General features: G+C 58.3%; 1 protein-coding gene. It reads right to left on the bottom strand.

Annotated features, from left to right (window positions below; translation table 11 throughout):
- On the bottom strand, positions 1 to 875 hold an 875-nt coding region (locus HMPREF1548_RS16255), incomplete at its 3' end, for an HlyD family secretion protein (RefSeq protein ID WP_021637434.1).
- Between the last annotated feature and the right edge of the window lie 419 nt (positions 876 to 1,294).

The following is a 1,294-nucleotide window of genomic DNA, read 5'->3' as shown; positions in this document are numbered from 1 at the left end:
CCTTCCTGTGTCCCCCCAGCCATGCCATTCCCGCTGACCGAACCGGAACCGCCATCCTGCGCCCCCTCTATAACCATACCTTCCGCCATTCCCCCATCCGATATGTTCCCCTCACTCCTATCTCCTCCACTCTTTGCGCCATCCGGGCCCGAACCGCTCCCCTGCGCATCCGCAATCTTTTTCTTCAGCTCATCCACCTCAGCCTGCAGACTCTCCGCCCGCCTCTGCAGCTCCCGCACCCTGCCGGAAGCCGATTGCACCTCCTGCGTTCCCTGAAAAAGCCTTGCCTTCCACTCCTGATAAGCCTCCTCCTGCCGCTTACGCTCCTCCTCCGAAGTCAGCTTCAAATTCTTATCCAGATGCTCCTGCAGCTGCGCCCGCGCAGCCGCCTCATCCTCCAAAGCCCTGTCAAGCGCCTTCTGCGCCTGCTCCACAACCCGGACCGCATCCTCCCCGGCCCTGCTCATCTCCACATTCTTTTCTGCCCCTGCCAGCTCCAGATTTCCCTCAAGCGTTGCCACCTGAAGCTCCAGCTTCGCAATACTCCGCTCCTGAGCCCGCACCCTCCCCATCAGATACTCCCCATCCAACGAAAAAAGCGCCGTTCCCTCCTCTATCCGCTCCCCCGGAACCACAAACACCTCACTCACCCGAAGCCCCTCCGCCACATTCACAGCCAGCTCCCCGCTCCCCTTCACATTCCCCGCCTTCTCCACCACATGCTCAACCGCCATCTGCCCCGGATTCTCCACAGAAACCCGCGGCAGCCCATTCGCATAAATCCCCCTCGAAACCAACGTCAAAACCAACATCCCCACCAAAAACCCCCAAAACCACTTCAAAATCCTCTTCCTGCTCTCAATCAATCCACCCATCCCACATCTCTCCTATCAATATTCCGTAACTACTCCAACCAAACTCCCACCCCCACCTCAAAAATCCCCCAATCCCCTCCTACCCTCACTTTATTCTTATCCAACTCTAATCCATGCCCTTGTCCCTTGCTCTTGTCCTTGTCTCTTTGTCCTTGCCCTTTGCCCTTGTCTTTGCCCTTGCCCTTTGTCCTTGCCCTTGTCCTTGCCCCTCCCTACGCCCCACACTCCCCCAGGCTCTGCGGCTTTCCGCAGTCTTTCCCGGATTGCCCCTCGTCCCGTCCTCCTGTCCGGAGGGGGTTGCGGGGGATTTTGTCTGGAAGTTATGAAAAAATGGAGACATTTCTTACTTCCCGGATTTTCATGCCGCGGTCTGCCCAAATGGTGCTGTCCGACGACGGAAACGGCCAAGTCGCCGGCGA

The organism is Clostridium sp. KLE 1755, from assembly GCF_000466465.2.
GTDB classification, from domain to species: domain Bacteria; phylum Bacillota; class Clostridia; order Lachnospirales; family Lachnospiraceae; genus Eisenbergiella; species Eisenbergiella porci.
The sequence above is the reverse complement of the archived record's forward strand: the minus strand, read 5'-3'. Positions and strand labels throughout refer to the sequence as shown.